The sequence below is a fragment of the Ulvibacter antarcticus genome, from assembly GCF_003688405.1.
GTDB lineage: Bacteria > Bacteroidota > Bacteroidia > Flavobacteriales > Flavobacteriaceae > Ulvibacter > Ulvibacter antarcticus.
Map to the genome: position 1 here is coordinate 489749 of NZ_REFC01000014.1, position 18031 is coordinate 507779.

General features: G+C 36.7%; 21 protein-coding genes. 14 read left to right on the forward strand and 7 right to left on the reverse strand.

The genetic code is table 11. The features are described from left to right. Nucleotides 1-93 precede the first annotated feature (93 nt). Nucleotides 94-483 (reverse strand): PUR family DNA/RNA-binding protein, encoded by a 390-nt coding sequence (locus BXY75_RS13920; RefSeq protein ID WP_121908365.1) that lies wholly within the window; start codon nt 481-483, stop codon nt 94-96. Nucleotides 484-547: 64 nt separating this feature from the next. Beyond that, complete coding sequence (locus BXY75_RS13925) at nt 548-2302, reverse strand: ABC transporter ATP-binding protein (RefSeq protein WP_121908366.1); 1755 nt, start codon at nt 2300-2302, stop codon at nt 548-550. Between the two features lie 115 nt (nt 2303-2417). On the opposite strand from BXY75_RS13925, the gene BXY75_RS13930 reads away from it, so the two are divergent. The 4 genes from BXY75_RS13930 (at nt 2418) to yajC (ending at nt 5412) form a co-directional block, all read left to right on the forward strand. After that, nucleotides 2418-3515: a Glu/Leu/Phe/Val family dehydrogenase gene (locus tag BXY75_RS13930; protein WP_121908367.1), complete on the forward strand. Its 1098-nt coding sequence runs from the start codon at nt 2418-2420 to the stop codon at nt 3513-3515. A gap of 124 nt (nt 3516-3639) precedes the next feature. Beyond that, the gene (gene nusB / locus BXY75_RS13935) at nt 3640-4584 is read left to right on the forward strand and encodes a transcription antitermination factor NusB (RefSeq protein WP_121908368.1); all 945 of its coding nucleotides are present in this window, start codon (nt 3640-3642) and stop codon (nt 4582-4584) included. A gap of 50 nt (nt 4585-4634) precedes the next feature. Then, the gene (locus BXY75_RS13940) at nt 4635-5099 is read left to right on the forward strand and encodes a DUF1573 domain-containing protein (RefSeq protein ID WP_121908369.1); all 465 of its coding nucleotides are present in this window, start codon (nt 4635-4637) and stop codon (nt 5097-5099) included. A gap of 19 nt (nt 5100-5118) precedes the next feature. Beyond that, a complete protein-coding gene (gene yajC, locus BXY75_RS13945; protein ID WP_121908370.1) occupies nt 5119-5412 on the forward strand; it encodes a preprotein translocase subunit YajC in 294 nt (97 codons plus the stop codon). 78 nt (nt 5413-5490) lie between these two features. Here yajC and pepT read toward each other — a convergent pair whose 3' ends face one another. Then, on the reverse strand, nt 5491-6726 hold the full coding sequence (pepT, locus tag BXY75_RS13950) for a peptidase T (RefSeq protein ID WP_121908371.1): 1236 nt from the start codon (nt 6724-6726) through the stop codon (nt 5491-5493). An 87-nt stretch (nt 6727-6813) separates the two neighbouring features. Here pepT and BXY75_RS13955 point away from each other — a divergent pair, with 87 nt between their 5' ends. The 10 genes from BXY75_RS13955 (at nt 6814) to guaB (ending at nt 16147) form a co-directional block, all read left to right on the forward strand. Next, nucleotides 6814-7827 carry a quinone-dependent dihydroorotate dehydrogenase gene (locus BXY75_RS13955; RefSeq protein WP_121908372.1) on the forward strand — a complete coding sequence of 338 codons (1014 nt, stop codon included), beginning with the start codon at nt 6814-6816 and terminating at the stop codon, nt 7825-7827. Nucleotides 7828-7831: 4 nt separating this feature from the next. Continuing rightward, complete coding sequence (locus BXY75_RS13960; protein WP_121908373.1) at nt 7832-8446, forward strand: LysE family translocator; 615 nt, start codon at nt 7832-7834, stop codon at nt 8444-8446. Nucleotides 8447-8561: 115 nt separating this feature from the next. After that, nucleotides 8562-9425 (forward strand): hydroxymethylglutaryl-CoA lyase, encoded by an 864-nt coding sequence (locus BXY75_RS13965; protein WP_121908374.1) that lies wholly within the window; start codon nt 8562-8564, stop codon nt 9423-9425. 122 nt (nt 9426-9547) lie between these two features. Then, nucleotides 9548-11125 carry a bifunctional metallophosphatase/5'-nucleotidase gene (locus BXY75_RS13970; protein ID WP_245962979.1) on the forward strand — a complete coding sequence of 526 codons (1578 nt, stop codon included), beginning with the start codon at nt 9548-9550 and terminating at the stop codon, nt 11123-11125. A 2-nt stretch (nt 11126-11127) separates the two neighbouring features. Then, on the forward strand, nt 11128-11604 hold the full coding sequence (locus BXY75_RS13975) for a heme-binding domain-containing protein (protein WP_121908375.1): 477 nt from the start codon (nt 11128-11130) through the stop codon (nt 11602-11604). Between the two features lie 136 nt (nt 11605-11740). After that, nucleotides 11741-12916 carry a hypothetical protein gene (locus BXY75_RS13980; protein ID WP_121908376.1) on the forward strand — a complete coding sequence of 392 codons (1176 nt, stop codon included), beginning with the start codon at nt 11741-11743 and terminating at the stop codon, nt 12914-12916. Between the two features lie 162 nt (nt 12917-13078). Next, nucleotides 13079-13609, forward strand: a complete 531-nt coding sequence (locus tag BXY75_RS13985; protein ID WP_121908377.1) for an FMN-binding protein — start codon at nt 13079-13081, stop codon at nt 13607-13609. Next, complete coding sequence (locus BXY75_RS13990; RefSeq protein ID WP_121908378.1) at nt 13609-14103, forward strand: hypothetical protein; 495 nt, start codon at nt 13609-13611, stop codon at nt 14101-14103. The genes BXY75_RS13985 and BXY75_RS13990 overlap by 1 nt, the downstream gene beginning before the upstream one ends. Nucleotides 14104-14128: 25 nt before the next feature. Then, complete coding sequence (locus tag BXY75_RS13995) at nt 14129-14593, forward strand: hypothetical protein (RefSeq protein WP_121908379.1); 465 nt, start codon at nt 14129-14131, stop codon at nt 14591-14593. An 81-nt stretch (nt 14594-14674) separates the two neighbouring features. Continuing rightward, nucleotides 14675-16147: an IMP dehydrogenase gene (gene guaB / locus BXY75_RS14000; RefSeq protein ID WP_121908380.1), complete on the forward strand. Its 1473-nt coding sequence runs from the start codon at nt 14675-14677 to the stop codon at nt 16145-16147. 75 nt (nt 16148-16222) lie between these two features. On the opposite strand, the gene BXY75_RS14005 is transcribed toward guaB, so the two are convergent. The 4 genes from BXY75_RS14005 to BXY75_RS14020 form a co-directional block, all read right to left on the reverse strand. Then, nucleotides 16223-16729, reverse strand: coding sequence for an OmpH family outer membrane protein (locus tag BXY75_RS14005; protein WP_121908381.1), 507 nt, complete (start codon nt 16727-16729; stop codon nt 16223-16225). 149 nt (nt 16730-16878) lie between these two features. Further along, nucleotides 16879-17322 (reverse strand): DinB family protein, encoded by a 444-nt coding sequence (locus tag BXY75_RS14010; protein WP_121908382.1) that lies wholly within the window; start codon nt 17320-17322, stop codon nt 16879-16881. Continuing rightward, nucleotides 17319-17561, reverse strand: a complete 243-nt coding sequence (locus tag BXY75_RS14015) for a hypothetical protein (protein WP_121908383.1) — start codon at nt 17559-17561, stop codon at nt 17319-17321. Before BXY75_RS14015 ends, BXY75_RS14010 begins: the two co-directional genes overlap by 4 nt. Before the next feature lie 2 nt (nt 17562-17563). Beyond that, nucleotides 17564-18016, reverse strand: coding sequence for an SRPBCC family protein (locus tag BXY75_RS14020; RefSeq protein WP_121908384.1), 453 nt, complete (start codon nt 18014-18016; stop codon nt 17564-17566). Nucleotides 18017-18031 lie beyond the last annotated feature (15 nt).

Sequence of the window (18031 nt, forward strand, 5' to 3'; positions counted from 1 at the left end):
TTTTTATTGCGACCTAAATATAAAAAATAAAAAACCGTTCCCAAGAGTATTGAGAACGGTTCTGCAAATAGTTAATTTTGGTTGGTTTAACTATTAAATATCGTCGAAACTTACATCTGTAAAGCTTGAAGTTGAAGGCTCGTCGTTTTCCGTACTGACTTCAGATGGAGTCATATCAGATTCTTTTTTGAAATCTTTTTGATGACGTTCGCTAATTACCTCGTCTCCTTTTTCATCAATAATATATTGAATCATTTCGTTCAAGCTATCTTGAAATTCTGAAAAATCCTCTTTATAGAGATAAATCTTGTGTTTTTTATAATGAAATGAGCCGTCGTCGTTTGTGAACTTCTTACTCTCAGTGATGGTTAGATAATAATCACCTGCTTTAGTAGATCGCACATCAAAAAAATAGGTGCGTCTTCCTGCTCGCATTACCTTAGAAAATATCTCTTCTTGCTCCATTGAATACTGCTCACTCATAGTTTTAATTTATTTATAGCGTTGCTCAAAAATCTAAAAAAAAACCAAATATGGCAACTTTAACTTAAATTTCTTTTTCTGAAAGTTGTTTTATGTAAAGCTCTTTGTAATAGCCATCTACGTTTACAAGCTCATTATGAGTGCCTTGCTGAATGATTTTTCCTTCTTCTAACACTATAATCTTGTCCGCATTTTTGGCTGAAGATATCCGGTGACTTACTATTATCGTTGTTTTATTCTGTGAGATGCGGTGTAAATTTTGTAGGATTTCTTCCTCTGTCTCGGTATCTACCGCCGATAAACAATCGTCAAATAACAAAATCTGTGGGTTTTTAATAACAGCTCTTGCGATAGATACTCGCTGTTTTTGGCCTCCACTAAGTGTGATACCTCTTTCTCCTAATATAGTATCATAACCTTTACTAAAACCTTCAATATTCTTATGTACTGAAGCAAGTTTAGCGGCTTCAATTACCTCCTTTTCGGAGGCCGCTTCCTTACCAAATTTTATATTATTACTAATCGTATCACTAAAAAGAAAAGCATCTTGAGGAACGTAACCAATACTATATCTTAAATCCCGTAGATTCAAATCCGTTATTTTTGCGTCGTCTATTGTCAATTGTCCTTCTTCAACATCATATAAACGTCCTATGAGTTCAAGGATGGTTGATTTCCCCGATCCTGTATTTCCGATGATTGATAAAGTTTCGCCTGGTTTAACTTCAAATGAAACATTTTTTAAAGCCGTGATATTGGTGTCGGTATATGTGAATGACAAGTCTTTAAAGGCTATTCTACCATTAATAGGGGTGCTTTTATCCACAGTATTTTTAATAGCGGGTTCTTCCATTAAAAATTCATTGATCCGTTTTTGGGAAGCCGCTGCCTGTTGTATCATTGAGGTCACCCAACCAACTACTGCTACAGGCCAAGTAAGCATATTTACATAGATAAGAAATTCAACGATGGTTCCAAAGTCGATTTTATCTTCCATAAACTGGTTGCCGCCTACATATATAACCATCAGGTTACTGGCGCCAATAAGCAACATCATTAGTGGGAAGAACAGCGCTTGTACTTTCGCTAAATCAATATTTTTTTCTTTACTGCCTTTGGCGAGTTCTGCAAATTCAATGTTAGTTCGGCCTTCAATTCCGTAAGCCTTTATCACCGCTATCCCACTAAAACTTTCCTGTGTAAATGATGTGAGTTTAGATAAATATTGCTGTACCACGGTGCTGCGTTTATGAATTGCAACACTTAGTCTATACACTGCGATCGACAAAACAGGTAAGGGTGCAATTGCATAGAGGGTGAGTACGGGAGCTGTATAAAACATATAGCTTATAACCACAATAAACAGAGTTACAGTGGTGACACTATACATGATTGCCGGTCCGGCGTACATACGTACCTTCGAAACGTCCTCACTAATTCTATTCATAAGATCTCCCGTTCGATTGTTTTTATAAAAACCGAGAGAGAGCCTTTCATACTGTTTGAAAATTTCATTCTTTAAGTCGAATTCAATATAACGGGAAACGACGATTATTGCTTGTCGCATTAAAAATGTAAAGAAGGCGGCAAGAATTGTTGTACCTAAAATGAGAAGAATATTGGTTAACAATTCTGATTTTACATACGCAAGATCCGTTAATTCACCATTGATGTATTTTTCTACAATATCTGTAGAGTCACCAATAAATTTAGGTGTGAGTAAAGCAAATATCCTTGCGATAATTGTAATAAGTAATCCAAAAATCAAACGACCTCTATACTTATAAAAATAGCGGTTAAGATACTGGAGTTCTTTCATTTATTACTAAAATTTTATTAACAAATTCTTAATTTAACAACAATTATTTTGCAGTATTGTTAGTTAACCACTATTTTTGCCAGTCCTTTTTAAGGAATCCTAAATTTATCATACTATGCAGACAGAAATAATGACTCCAAATGAATTAAAGAAATTCGATCCGGTTTTTGGACAATTATCTTTTGATAATCACGAGCAAATCGTTTTTTGCAACGACAAAGATACAGGTTTAAAAGCAATAATTGGAATACACAATACAGTATTGGGACCTGCATTGGGAGGCACACGAATGTGGCAATATAACAGTGAATGGGAAGCGCTAAATGATGTATTAAGACTATCGCGCGGGATGACTTTTAAATCGGCCGTTACCGGACTTAATCTGGGAGGTGGAAAGGCTGTCATAATAGGAAATGCTAAAACGCAAAAAACTCCTGAATTAATGCTTCGTTTTGGTGAGTTTGTGCATTCGCTTAGTGGAAGATATATCACAGCTGAAGATGTCGGGATGGAAACTAAGGATATGGATCTTGTGCGTACTGTAACTCCTTTTGTTACGGGTATTTCTGAAGAAATTGGTGGTTCGGGAAATCCTTCACCAATTACAGCTTACGGTGTGTTTATGGGAATGAAGGCTGCGGCTAAATTCGCTTATGGAAGCGATGTGCTTGAAGACAAGGTCGTATATGTACAAGGAATTGGAAATGTAGGTGAAGCATTAGTTGAAAATCTTACTAACGAAGGTGCTAAAATCTATATTTCAGATATAAATAGAGAGCGACTAGAAGAAGTTCGAGACAAATATAGTGTTACTATTTATGAAGGGAATAATCTCTATGCTGAGAAAATGGACATTTATGCTCCATGTGCTTTAGGCGCAACTGTGAATGATGAAACTATTAATCAAATAACCGCTAAGGTTATTGCAGGAGCCGCTAACAACCAATTAGCTGATGAAAATAAACATGGGATGCTATTGCGAGAAAAAGGCATCGTGTATGCTCCCGATTTCTTGATCAACGCCGGTGGGATAATTAATGTTTACGCGGAATTAGAAAATTACGGCCGACAAGAAATTATTCGAAAAACTGAAAATATTTACAATACTACTCTGGAGATTTTGACCAACGCAGAGGCGGGGAATATGACCACGCATCAAGCGGCTTTGGCAGTTGCACAAGCGAGAATTGACTCAAGGAAGAAAGAAAAATAGTTTTCAATTTTTTAAAAGTATATCTTTGCAATGCATATGTGAATAGCTGTGCGTTTTGGTTATTCCGCGTGAAGCGGAATTGCTTTATTTGTTGTTAAATTTCAGAAATAAGTTCTTTTAAAATATGCTTACAAGAAGACATATAAGAGTTAAAGTATTACAATCTGTTTACGCTTTTAATCAAACAGAGTATTCAGACCTTGATAAGCAGGAGAAATTTCTTTTCTATAGCATAGAGCAAATGCTTGATTTGTATTTGCTAATGCTTCAGCTTATGGTCGAAATGAGAAATCATGCCGAAAATTATCTGATTGTTTCACAAAAAAAACACCTCCCAACAGCCCTAGAGAAAAATCCGAGCAGGACATTTATTGAAAATAAAATGCTGCGATTAATCGCCTCCAATCCAATTCTTTCAGAAACTATTAAAAGGAAAAAATTAAATTATTGGGCACAGGATGGTGAATATGTGGCGGTATTATTCAATTCTTTACGGGAACAGGAATGGTACGCCGATTATTTGTCTCTACCTGAAACTACATTCAAAGATGATCAGGCTTTTATAATTAAAGTGTTTAAAGAGGTCATTGCTCCAAACGATAAATTATACGATTATCTAGAGGATAAACGACTTACTTGGGTAGATGATTTTCCTATTGTGAACACTGCTTTGGTGAAAATGTTGTCGAAACTCAACGAAAAAAATGCAGCAGCTACATTAGTTCCTGAGTTGTATAAAGATGAACAGGATCGCGAATTTGCCTTGAGATTATTACGGAAAGTGGTTCTAAATGAGGAAAAACTCTCTGCCGAAATTGAAGGTAAAACGCCAAACTGGGATAAAGAACGAATTGCAGAAGTAGATTTAATTATACTAAAAATGGGGATTGCAGAATTTTTGTACTTCCCTTCAATTCCAGTTCGGGCTACTATCAATGAATATCTCGAAATATCAAAAGAATACTCTACTCCAAAAAGCAGCCTGTTCATTAATGGAATATTGGATAAGCTGGTCAAAGAATTCGAGACATCCAAGAAATTAAATAAAATTGGGAGAGGGCTTCAATAAAAGCAAAAAATTAGTATTTTTGCAACTCTTTAAATTTAAATTTAATAACTATGAAAAAATCAATTTTATTATTAGCTGTATTATCGGTATTCGCTTTTACTTCTTGTAAGGAAAACGCTGCGGATAAAGTAAATGAAGAAAATGTTGCTGCTGCTGCCGACCGTGATGCCAAATCTGGTGATGTGCCAGTAATGACTTTCGCAGAAAGTGAATTTGACTTCGGAACAATCGAAGGAGGAACAAATGTTGAACACGTTTTTAAATTTACGAATACGGGTAACGCGCCATTAGTAATCGTTGACGCTAAAAGTAGCTGTGGTTGTACAGTACCTACATACACTAAGGCTCCAGTTGCACCAGGTGATTCAGGTGAGTTACTAGTGAAGTTTAACGGTAGTGGAAAAAATCAGGTAAGCAAAACAGTAACTGTTACTGCTAATACTGAAAAAGGAAAAGAAACATTGGTAATCAAGGCTTTTGTTAATGCAAAAGAAGGTTCTTTACCAACAAGTTAATATATAGCAGTCAATAATTATGGAGCAAATTCAAGGCTTTTTGCCTATTATTCTCTTATTCATGGTGATGTATTTATTTTTAATACGTCCTCAAATGAAAAAGCAAAAACAAGAGAAGCAATTTTCCCAAACTTTAAAAGAGGGAGATAAAGTGATAACTAAAAGTGGTTTACATGGAAAACTCCTGAACCTAAATGACGATGGTACGTGTATCATTGAATCTGGTGCAGGGAAAATGAAGTTTGAAAGATCTTCATTATCTATGGAGCTTACCGCAAAATTGAATGCTCCGGCTACTCCTGCTAAAAAATAAGGATACCTTATTAGGCATCTATATTAAAAAAACCTTCAGTGAAAACTGAAGGTTTTTTATTTTAGATATGTTCTCTAATTACTTCTTCGCTACGAGCTGTGCGATGTTTATAATAACTTCGATTGCTTTCTGCATGCTCTCTACAGGAACGTATTCATACCTTCCATGAAAATTATGGCCGCCTGCAAAAATGTTCGGACAAGGAAGTCCCATAAAGCTTAATTGAGATCCATCGGTACCACCTCGAATAGGCTTTATAAGTGGCTTTATACCAGCCATTATCATAGCTTCCTCTGCCGTATCGACGATGTGCATCACCGGCTCCACTTTTTCGCGCATATTAAAGTACTGATCTTTTATCTCTACGGAAATCATCTCTTTTTCATATTGTGCATTCAACTCATCCGCTAGTTGTTGTATCATTTCCTTACGGGCTTCGAAATGACCCTTGTCATGATCGCGAATAATATATTGAAGCTTTGTGCCATCCACTTCACCCTTGATGCTGTATAGATGAAAGAAACCTTGACGGTCTTCGGTATGCTCTGGAGTTTCCAGTCTAGGGAGTGAATTGATGAAATCGGTAGCGATGTACATACTATTCACCATTTTCCCTTTTGCATAGCCCGGATGCACGATTTTACCTTTTACCGTGACCATAGCACCTGCAGCATTGAAATTTTCATATTCTAATTCACCCACCTGACTTCCATCCATAGTGTAAGCCCATTCTGCTCCAAATTTTTCTACATCAAACTTGTGTGCGCCTCGTCCAATTTCTTCATCTGGGGTAAAACCTACTCTAATTTTACCATGTTTTATTTCCGGATGGTTAATCAAGTATTCCATTGCCGATACAATTTCGGCGATTCCAGCCTTGTCATCGGCTCCTAATAAGGTAGTTCCGTCTGTTGTGATAAGTGTCTGTCCTTTATATAAGAGTAAATCATCAAAATCATCAGGCGAGAGAATAATATCCAGTTCCTTATTTAATACGATGTCTTTACCATCGTAATTTTCAATAATCTGCGGATTTACGTTTTTACCTGTAAAATCGGGAGTAGTATCGAAATGGGAAACAAATCCGATAACCGGAGTGTCATGATCCACATTCGAAGGTAGAGTTGCCATTATATAAGCGTTCTCATCGATAGTAACATCTGCCATCCCTATCTGTTTTAGTTCTTCAACTAATGCATTGGCAAGATCCCACTGTTTGTCACTACTAGGAGTTGTCTCACTTTCCGGATCACTTTCAGTGTCTACGGTTACATAACTTACAAATCGTTTAATAAGGTGTTGTTTTTCAATCATAGCATTTCATTTACTCTGCAAATTAAAACATATTCAAAATAATAAATACATTCTTTAATACTATTTTTGCTTCAGATTTTACAACCTATGTATAAAGCGATTGCTCGTCCGATTTTCTTCTTATTCGATCCGGAAAAAATTCACCATTTTACCTTTTCATTTATTCGTTTTCTTAGCAGTCTTGGCTTGGGAGGACTTTTCCGAAGCATGTATTTGGTAAAAAACAAGAAACTTGAAAGAGAATTGTTTGGCCTTACATTCCCTAATCCCGTGGGACTCGCAGCTGGTTTCGATAAGGATGCGAAATTGTATAAGGAGTTGTCTGATTTCGGATTTGGCTTTATTGAAATTGGAACTGTGACGCCAAAGCCACAAGCTGGAAACCCGAAAAAACGCTTGTTTCGATTAAAGGAAGACTCTGCAATTGTAAATCGGATGGGATTCAATAATGGTGGTGTTTCCGAAGCTGTAGAGCGATTAAAGAAAAACCAGAATGTACTTATTGGCGGTAATATTGGTAAGAATAAAGTAACGCCCAATGAAGATGCGGTAGATGATTATGTGATCTGTTTTGATGCATTATTCGATCATGTCGATTACTTTGTTGTAAATGTGAGTTCTCCTAATACTCCTAATCTTCGGGAGCTTCAGGACAAGGAGCCTCTAACAAAATTATTGCAAACCCTTCAGAATAACAACAATACCAGGCCTGCTAGAAAACCTATTCTCTTAAAAATCGCGCCTGATCTTAGTAATGAGCAATTACTGGATATTATCGACATTGTTTCAGAAACCAAAATTGACGGAATTATTGCAACAAACACCACTATTTCCAGAGACGGTCTCACTTCAGAAAATAAAAAAGAAATGGGCGGCATGAGTGGTAAGCCTCTTGGTAAGCGCTCTACCGAAGTGATTCGGTTCCTTTCAGAAAAAAGCAATAAAGCCTTTCCAATTATCGGTGTTGGAGGAATCCATTCTGCAGATGATGCGTTAGAAAAGCTTGCTGCAGGCGCAAGTCTTGTGCAATTGTATACAGGTTTTATTTACGAAGGTCCGCAGCTTGTAAAAGACATAAACAAAGCGCTATTAAAAGACTAGTTCGATGATTGAAAACCTACTTTCCTTTTCATTGGCAACACTGGCTTTAGCGCTATCACCGGGTCCCGACAATATCTATGTGCTTACTCAGTCACTAATTAATGGAACGAAAAGTGGTATTGCGACCACCGCGGGTTTAATTAGCGGATGCATTGTTCATACTACATTATTAGCCTTCGGCGTTTCAGCTTTGATTACAGCTTCGGAAGGGATTTTTTATGGAATCAAAGTGTTTGGCGCCCTGTATTTGCTTTACCTTGCCTACAGTGTCTATAAAAGCGATGCTAGTATCGATCTTTCGGAAAGTGCACCCAAAAAATCAAATTGGGAACTTTTTAAGCAAGGCGTTTTTATGAATTTAGTGAATCCGAAAGTTATGATTTTCTTTCTCGCCTTTTTCCCTGCTTTTTTATGGGATTTGAATGAAAATACTGTCTCCCAGTTTTATATCCTCGGAATAACATTTATGATCGTTTCGTTTATTACATTTAGTACGATTGCAGTATTAGCTGGAAGCGTTTCGCAATTTCTTCTGAAACATCAATCGGTTGGAAAAATATTGAAGTGGCTTCAAATTCTCGTGTTTGTTGGGATTGCGATTTTTATATTGGTTCCTTGATACCAAATCGACATACTTAAACTTTTAATATAGTCTCCAGAAGAGAATTATTTCTGAATAAAATTTCGCATTTCTATTTCCGTAAAACGTATTCCAAAATACTATCTTTACACTAATGCAAAAAGTAAAACTTATAGAATGTCCTCGTGATGCCATGCAGGGAATCAAAGATTGGATTCCAACCGAGGAAAAGGTACAGTATATTCAGTCTATTTTGCGCTGCGGTTTCGATACTATTGACTTCGGAAGCTTTGTTTCTCCCAAGGCAATTCCGCAAATGCAGGACACTGCCGAAGTGCTGTCAAAATTAGATCTCTCGGCTAGCGATAGTAAGTTATTGGCGATCATTGCAAATGTTCGAGGTGCTGAAGCGGCCGTTTTACATCCTGAAATTGATTATTTGGGATATCCTTTTTCGATTTCTGAGAATTTTCAGATGCGGAATACTCATAAGACAATTGCACAATCCATAGACATTCTCGATGAGATTCTAAATCTGGCAGATGCAAATAACAAAGAGGTGGTGGCTTATTTATCAATGGGCTTTGGGAATCCTTATGGTGATCCCTGGAATGTGGAAATAGTAGGTGAGTGGACCGAAAAACTTGCAGCTATGGGCGTAAAAATTCTCTCTCTAAGTGATACAGTTGGTTCTTCGACTCCAGAAATCATAACCTATTTATTTTCTAAACTGATTAAAGCCTATCCAAATATAGAATTCGGAGCGCATTTACACACTACACCAACGGCTTGGCATGAAAAAATAGATGCAGCATATACTTCAGGCTGCAGAAGATTTGATGGCGCAATACAAGGTTTTGGAGGCTGCCCGATGGCAAAAGATGAGCTTACCGGAAATATGCCTACGGAAAAAATGCTAAGCTATTTTACTACAAATAAAGTCGATAGTAATATAAATCCGATGTCGTTCGAAAGTGCTCATAACGAGGCATCCAAGGTGTTTAATCGGTACCATTGATTAACTGAAAACATAATTGTTTTAATGCCTACGGTCAAACCCGGGTTAGTATAGAACATTTTTGGTCTCTATTAAAATGAATCACTTATCTTTAATGTACTAATTTATAAACCATCATGATTATGCGCTATTCTAATCGTACTATTTTCAAGAAAATGGGTTATTTGCCGATTTTCGTATCGATATTATTGTTAGTTCTCCAAAGCTGTGGTACTCAACAAAGTCTTCCGGTAACAGAAAGCTCTGACGAAATAAGCTTTAAATTCATTCAATTAAACGATGTATATGAAATTGCGCCTTTGGGAGGTGGTTTATATGGCGGACTCGCAAGAGTTGCTCATATCAGGGATTCAGTGGTCAATGTAAATCCGAATACCTATATGTTTATGGCAGGGGATTTTTTGAATCCATCCTTATTAGGTACTCTTAAAGTTGATGGAGAGCGTGTAAATGGAAAGCATATGGTAGAGGTGATGAATGCGATGAATTTCGATTTGGTCACCTTCGGAAACCATGAATTTGATGTTGGAGAAAAAGCCCTTCAGAATAGATTAAATGAATCAAATTTCATCTGGACTTCTGCCAATGTAAAGCAAATAACTTCCAAAGGCAAGGAGGTGTTTATGGTTAAGAATGATATAGGAAATATTCCGATAAAAGAGACCTATATACTTACTATAGAAGATAAGGAAGGCGATCGAGTGAAAGTTGGTTTTTTTAGTGTGACTACGCCTACTAATCCGGTAGAATTTGTTGCTTATGGTGATGTAATTTTAGAAGGAGTTAGGGCGTACAATGAATTAATAGACAAGGTAGATTTTGTAGTTGGTTTTACACATTTAAGTTTGGAAGAGGATAAAGCGTTGGCAAATAAATTACCTGATTTACAGCTAATTATGGGTGGCCATGAGCATTATGGCATGTTGGTTCCTGTGAATAACACAATTATTGCAAAAGCAGATGCTAACGCCAAAACCATTTATATACATACGCTTACCTACAATAAGAAAACAAAAAATTTAAAGATAGATTCGCATTTAATGCCTGTAGATGACAAGATAAGTTCCAGTCCTAAAGTGAAAGCTTTGGTGGATAAATGGAATGATATATTAGATAAAAACATAAAAGAAGTAATTTCCGATCCTAACGAAATTGTATTTCATGCGAAACCTCCATTGGATGGTACAGATAGTGCAAATAGGGGAATACAGACTAATTTAGGCGATATTTTTACTGCCGCAATGGCTACTTCTTTTAACATACCTGCACAGGCGGCTATCGTTAATGGCGGGTCTTTCCGATTGGATGATATGCTCGATGGAGATATAAGTAGTCTTGATGTTTTTAGGGTGCTTCCATTTGGAGGAAAGGTGGTGAAGGTGAAACTAAAAGGTAGCCTGCTTATAGAAGTTTTGGAGTATGGGAAATCCAAAAGTGGGACCGGAGCATATTTGCAACGTCACAATATTAAAGAGAGTGATATCGCAGGATGGATGATCAATTCGAAACCCATTAGAATTAATGATGAGTATACGATTGCGATGAGTGATTTTTTAATGAAAGGATATGATATTCCTTTTCTGAAAGCTGATAATCCCGGTATTATAGAGGTCTACGAACCGATTCCATCTGAAGCTGCCTTCGATGTTCGTAAAGCTGTAATAAATTATATGAAATCTCTAAAACCCATCAAAAAGTAGGTATGCATAAATTTATAAAGTATTTTTTAATTGTTCTGCTAATTGCTTTAGTGGTAATTCAGTTTATACGTCCCGATAAAAATCAAGGTGGATATGAAAGTGTAACTACTTTCGAAAATGAAGTAAAACCTTCTGTGGAAGTAGGGATGATTTTAAAGGAAAACTGCTATGATTGCCACAGTGATCAAACACGATACCCTTGGTATGCAGAGATTGCGCCAGTTTCTTTTTGGCTGGCAGATCACATTAAAGTAGGGAAAGGACACTTTAATGTCTCGGCTTGGGATACATATTCGGTGAAGAAAAAGGAACACAAGTTGGAAGAACTGATCGAAATGGTCGAAAAAGAGGAAATGCCATTGGATTCATATACCTGGTTACATGGCAATTTAAAAGAAAATGAAGTAAAATTACTTCTTCAATGGGCAACGATTGCCAGAATTGAATATAAAAACCTCCTTAAAGTATCTTCTAATTAACTGCAATTGAAGGAAGTATAAATAATTCTAAAACTTTATTTAAAATTATTCTAAATAAACTTGCGTAAAAGCGATTTCAATTTTATTTTTGCGGCTGAAATTAATAACTATTTATATTCAGTCTAAATAAAAATAAATGAAAAACATTGCATTACTAGCCCTCTTAATTATATCAGGAATTACCTTGGCTCAAACAGCTCAGGACTCTGTTAACAATCCTCAGAATCAGATGAATGCTGCTCAAACTTTGCTTTCTGGTAACTTCGGAAACAAGGTTACAATAGGGGCTTATGGACAAATAGATTATAATCAGCCGGAAGGTGATAATGGTACTTTAGATGTTCATCGATTGGTATTACTTTTAGGATATAAGTTTAACGACAAAACACAATTCGTTTCTGAAATTGAAATAGAGCATGTAGAAGAAATTTTTGTAGAACAAGCGTTTATTAACTACGCCGTAGGTGATAATATTAGCTTGCGAGGTGGATTAATGTTGGTGCCTATGGGAATAATCAACGAATATCACGAACCTACGACTTACAACGGAGTGGAGCGCCCAGCGGTAGATAATGCTATTGTTCCAACTACCTGGAGAGAATTAGGAGTAGGGGTGACGGGTCGTTTCCCGAATGCATCTTTAGGATATCAGGTGTATGTTTTTAACGGATTTAAATCTACCCAAGCCGATGGTGAAGGAGGAATTTCCGGGTTTTTAAAAGGCAGCAACGGACTTAGAAGTGGTCGTCAAAAAGGGATCGAGTCTACTGTAGATTCTCCAACTTTATCGACTAAAATTGATTATTACGGCCTTCCGGGACTGCGTTTAGGTTTGTCTGGTTACTTCGGAAAGACTCAGGCTGCAGATGACATTGAAGAAATGGAAGGGGCCAACATTGGGATCGCTATGGTTGGGTTCGATGCCCGCTACGCCTTCCGAAGATTTACTGCAAGAGGACAATTTATTTATGCCTCATTGAGCGATACTGAAGCATACAATAATGCAACAGATAAGGATCTTGGAAGTGCATTACAAGGGTTTTATGTAGAAGGAGCTTACAATTTATTACCGTTAACGGCTCAGCAAAAACTATATGCCTTTGCGAGATTTGAACAATACGATACCCATGCCGCGACCGATGGAAGTCTTCAAAGAAATGATGCTTTTAACCGTCAGGATATTACTACGGGTTTGTCCTACCATATTGCTCCGGGAGTTGTAGTAAAAGGAGATTATCAGTTTAGAGAAAATGCTGCGGATAACTTAGAAGTCGCAAATCAATTAAACTTTGGAATTGGAGTTTGGTTTTAATGCTTAATTAATTGGAATAAATATATTGTTAGTGTTAAGGAGTTAGTTGGGGTTGGCGAATTAAAGGAAGTTGATACTGTACTTCTTTTAGATTGACCGGCTCTGATTGACATTTATTTTTTCAATAGCTATTATAAAATTAGTTTTAAATACATTTGCAAAATGCTAAAAAAATCGTTCTTATTACTCAGCATAGTCGTCTTTTGTTCCGCTTTTATTATTCCTGAAAAGATTGTAAAAAAGGCAGATAAAGAAATTGCGAAGTTTTATGAATTAGAAACTTTCGAGAAAAGTGCAATCGATATTTCTGAAGCTGCCAACAAGGCAACCACTTCAGAATTTGGTGATGGTAATTTGTTTAAAATTTCATCAAATGGGAAGTCACTGGGTTACGGTTATATAGGTAATGCTCCCAGTAAAACCGCTACCTTCGATTATTTGGTGCTCTTCGATACTGACTTTATCATTACCAAAAGTAAAGTGTTGGTATATCGGGAGGAGTATGGGGGAGAAATTGGAAGTAAGCGTTGGTTAAAACAATTTATAGGTGCCTCCTCAGCTTCAGAAGAATTAGTGTACAATATGGATATTATTCCAATAAGTGGCGCCACTATTTCGGTAAAATCTATGACGCGTGCTGTGAACGATTTGCTTCAGAGTATTGCAAAACTTCAGAAAAAATCACTTCTATAATGCAGCTTCACGGACTCATACATAGCTTTCCGAAGCACATAAAATTTTTTATCGCTGCCTTCGTAGTTGTATTGAGCATTGGATATATCAGTGGGCTGCTTTTTGTTGGACAAACAGAATCTACCAACCCAGACGGGATTGAGGAGAATTATCTTGGTAACGAAGAAGTGGAAGATGTTAAGGTGATGAAATTCGAAAAAGGAGAGCGAGAAATGCTTACTATTATTCACACGCACATTCTCTCGATGTCGTTTATTTTTTTCTTGTTAGGGGGTTTATTAGCTATTTCTTCTCTGCCTTTAAAGTTGAAGTCCTTTCTAATGATTGAACCATTTGTTTCAATAATTCTCACTTTTGGCGGAATTTATTTTCTCTGGAAAGGTGTTGGCTGGATGAAGTATGTGGTGATGATTTCCGGTACTTTAATGACCGCTGTTTTTGTGATAGGAGCGGGAGCGGTTTTAATACAATTATTTTCTTCGGAAAAGAAATAGTTGTACTTTCATAAAAAATACGTTTATGAATAAGTTCTTTTTCCTCTTCGTCGCAGCTTTTTTACTGATTTCATGTGGTGCAAAAAAAACGACAACTGTAGGCACTAATGGTCCTGATATTTTAAGTACCTCAACAAACGGATATTCAACATCGGAAGATTTTGAACCTTTTTTGGATGTTACACGAGATGCTCCTGACGATAATTATGGGCTTTCGGGAGAAAACCCGGTAATGGTAGGTGAAAAGAGTTCGGTGAATCAGCGCAGGTATCTAGCTTCGCTTGCTGGTCCTTATGGAGAGCAATTAACATTTCACAGACGCGGAAGTTGTTGTTCTTATGAAAGTGAAAATGGGATGGATGGAGTTGGCTTGGTGGATGTATATGAAGTGAGTTACGGAAATATAAAGCAACCTATTTTAGTATATATTAGTTTTTACGATAGTGAAACGCTTTATATTCCTCGTGGATTTACTAAAAGAAACTTATAGTTATCACTTAAATTTCATTATATTTGCACGCAATTAAATAGTAACCAATTACGGTAACTTCACATCTTAAATTTAATTGCGATGACTGCACACGAAAACAAAATTCTAGGAGAAGGTCTTACATACGACGACGTATTATTAATACCCGCCTATTCTGAAGTTTTACCTAGAGAGGTTTCTATTAAAACAAAATTTTCCAGGAATATTACTTTAAATGTTCCCATTATTTCGGCTGCCATGGATACGGTTACCGAAAGTGCTATGGCGATCGCAATTGCCCGTGAAGGAGGAATTGGTGTGCTTCATAAAAATATGAGCATCGAAGAACAGGCAGCTGAGGTTCGAAAAGTAAAGCGTGCCGAAAGTGGCATGATTCAGGATCCGGTGACACTTCCAAAAACGGCAACTGTTGGTGATGCACAAAGCACTATGCGTGAGTATAGTATAGGTGGTATTCCAATAACCGATTCCAAAGGTAAGTTAGTTGGTATAGTCACTAACCGAGATCTTCGTTTCGAAAAGAACTTCAATCGCAAGCTTAGCGAGGTAATGACCACTAAAAATCTTGTTACTGTTGCCCAAGGGACTTCATTGAAAGAAGCCGAGCTTATTCTTCAGAAAAATAAAATAGAAAAATTACCTGTAACTGATGAATCCGGGAAATTACTTGGATTAATCACATTTAGAGATATTACAAAACTTACTCAGAAACCTAATGCCAATAAGGATAAATTCGGAAGACTTCGTGTTGCCGCTGCTCTTGGAGTTACTCCGGATGCTGTAGAAAGAGCGGAAGCTTTGGTAAATGCGCAAGTTGATGCAGTGATTATCGATACAGCTCATGGTCATACTAAAGGAGTGGTAACAGTTTTAAAAGCGGTGAAGAAAAGATTCCCAAAACTTGATGTTGTCGTGGGAAATATCGCAACTGCCGAAGCTGCCAAATATTTGGTCAAAGCTGGAGCCGACGCTGTTAAAGTAGGAATTGGACCAGGATCTATTTGCACGACTCGTGTCGTTGCAGGTGTTGGTTTCCCTCAATTTTCTGCTGTTTTGGAGGTGGCTGCTGCCATTAAAGGAAGCGGTGTTCCTGTAATTGCCGATGGAGGTATTCGTTACACCGGTGATATACCTAAAGCCATTGCTGCCGGAGCCGATAGCGTAATGTTGGGTTCACTCTTAGCTGGAACGAAAGAATCTCCGGGAGAAACCATTATTTATGAAGGGCGTAAGTTTAAATCTTATCGTGGAATGGGATCTGTGGAAGCTATGAAACAAGGCTCAAAGGATCGTTATTTTCAGGATGTGGAAGACGATATTAAAAAACTGGTTCCTGAAGGAATTGTTGGCCGTGTTAATTATAAAGGAGAGTTGCTGGAAAGCATGACTCAGTTTATTGGAGGGCTACGTGCCGGAATGGGATACTGCGGAGCAAAAGACATTGAAACTTTAAAGGAAACCGGAAGGTTTGTAAAAATTACTGCCAGCGGAATTAACGAGAGTCATCCGCATGATGTCACTATTACCAAAGAGTCGCCGAATTACTCGAGATAAAATCTTAGAAATTTAGAATATAAAAAAAGGAACTCATTATGAGTTCCTTTTTTTGTGTCATTAAGCTAAAAAGGATTATTCTCCTTCTTTTACTGTAATACCAAGATCGGTTAAAACCTTGATCGTTAGGTCCAAAGTAGCATCAATATAAACAATATCATTGCTTATTTGAAACACCTGTGTGAAACCTTCTGTCTTCGAAATCTTGTCTAAAGAGGCTCCAATCTTTTCGTAAAAGGGACGTAATACTTCGTCTCTCTTGATTTTTATCAATTGTCCTCCGTTTTGTTGAAACTTGTTAATGTCATCTTCAATTTTTGCGATTTCTTGTTGTTTCTCATTTTTCACAGCTGCTGTAAAACCAGCCTCACCATTTTTATAAGCTTCTATTAAAACGTTATAGGAGTCAAATTTTTTCTTAAGATCTGTGTCCAGTCCTTGTCCGTAAGCATCTACTTGAGCCTGAGCACCTGCTAAATTTGGCATTTTAGATAATACATAATCAATATCTATAGTTCCAACTTTAGATTGTGCGAAAGTGCTAATGCTAATAAATAAAAATAAAATTTTTATAAGTTTCATGATTCTTTTTTTAAATGAAGTTGCAAAATTAAATAATTTTCTGAGTATTTATAGTGTTAGTGCCAGACATTCAATAATTAAGCCAACTTTTTAACTTGGCAGCTACCAAGAAACTGTAATAAAATTGAGTTTTTGATTTTAATTTCTACCTAACGCTTAAAAAAGATATAATCAGTAACAGCTGGGGAAACACCTTCCAGTTTAAGCGCTGAGACGATCTGACCACGATGATATGTGCTGTGATTGATGATGTGAAAAAGAATATCAGCTACGCTATTTTCATAGGTTTTCCCTTTAGTGTTTATGTATGAAACAACTTCCTCGACTTCGAATTGTCTAACAATTTGCTGACTTGCTTCGAAATTTATTTGATTTATTTCTATTAATTCTGAAGTAGGAAATTTGTCCCATACTCCTGTTGATGAGTTTAGCTTAAGAATACGGCTGTTCCATATTTCATGGGCAATTAACGAATGACTTATGAGTGTAGCCACTTTATCGGAATAAGCATTGCTATTTTCAATAATTTGATTAATCACCTTTTCATTACATTGGTGATTGTATTCGAATTTTTCTTTGAAGAATGCTTTCATTTTTTATTATATAGTTGTCCTCGGGTTGGTTTTAAGCTCTCTCTAAGATCGTTCATATGTGTTTTATCCACTACCAAATAAGCAATATGATGGTGTTCAGAGAATTTCTCAAATCCGTGTAAGGTATTGAGTAAACCTTCCGTATCCGCAAATTCTCCCAAATGTTTTGCGTGATGCTTGGCTATGGGTGCTGCATTGGGACCTCTAAAATCCCAAATCAATTTCACTCTTTCTGTCATAATTATTCTGCTACCGAAATTCCTTTTTCGGCAAAATTTTTAAAATCGATTAAATACTTCATGGATTGTTTTTTGAAGGCTCCCGGCATAAGGAACCCCATTACTTTCATCATAAGGCCTCCAAATTGGAATTCATTTTCACTGACCCATTTAGTGGTATTGGCGTCAACTTCACTAAAATAATTCTTTTGAATATTATGAACTCCTTTTGCGTCATATACGGCATGAAACTCTTTGGGAAAGTCATTTTTTATTATGGTTTCTGTCATCTCAATTTCTCTTTTACCCATTTTGTACGAAAGATTCATCTTTGCGCCGACAGCCTTTGGATCATCACTTAAAAATTCATAACCAATCAGGCCTTTTTGCCAATGCTTCATATTTTTAGCATTATCAAGTTTTTCAATTACTTTCTCTCTTGAAAGATTAATTTGTATTTCGGAAGTATACTTCATTAATTAATGATTTTA